The sequence below is a fragment of the Geminicoccus harenae genome, from assembly GCF_019800005.1.
GTDB lineage: Bacteria > Pseudomonadota > Alphaproteobacteria > Geminicoccales > Geminicoccaceae > Geminicoccus > Geminicoccus harenae.
Genome location: NZ_JABGCL010000234.1, coordinates 1 through 615, shown reverse-complemented (window position 1 = coordinate 615; position 615 = coordinate 1). Strand labels below are relative to the sequence as shown.

Annotated in this window: 1 protein-coding gene; it reads right to left on the bottom strand. The window is 65.4% G+C overall.

Annotation, left to right across the window (positions count from 1 at the left end):
• Positions 1–615, bottom strand: a 615-nt coding sequence (locus tag HLA95_RS27735) for an IS5 family transposase (RefSeq protein ID WP_222185198.1), incomplete at both ends; no start/stop codon positions are given.

Below are 615 nucleotides of genomic sequence, written 5' to 3'. Positions count from 1 at the left end.
GAAGGCTTCGGACACATCGAGCCTGGCCTCGTAGTCCCGCACCAGGCGGCGCCAGCGAACCATCCAGCCGAAGGTGCGCTCGACCACCCACCTGCGTGGAAGGACCTTGAAGCCCGGCTCGTGATCGATGCGTCGGACGATCTCGACGACGAAGTCGAGGAAGGCAGCTTTGCTCATCAGCTTGCCGCGGTCGTAGGCACCATCGGCGAATAGGTGTTTCAGCCAGGGCCAGCGCTTGCGGATGGTAGCAAGGATGGTCTGGGCGCCGGCGCTGTCCGAGACATCGGCACTGGTCAGGTTGACCATCAGCAGCCGGCCATCGGTGTCCACCGCGATGTGCCGCTTGCGGCCCAGCACCTTCTTGCCGGCGTCGTAGCCCCTCGTCTGGCCATGCGGCGCCTTGACCGACTGGCTATCCAAGATACCGGCAGAAGGGCTGGCTTCCCGCCCCGCCCGTTCGCGGTCCAACATCAGCGCAACGTCGTGGATCGTGCGGAACAAGAGCAGGCGAACGAAGCGGCGGAACCACCAGTACACGGTCGGCCAGGGTGGGAAGTCCTTCGGCAACATCCGCCAGCCGCCGCCGCTGCGCGCCATGTAGCGAATCGCATTCAG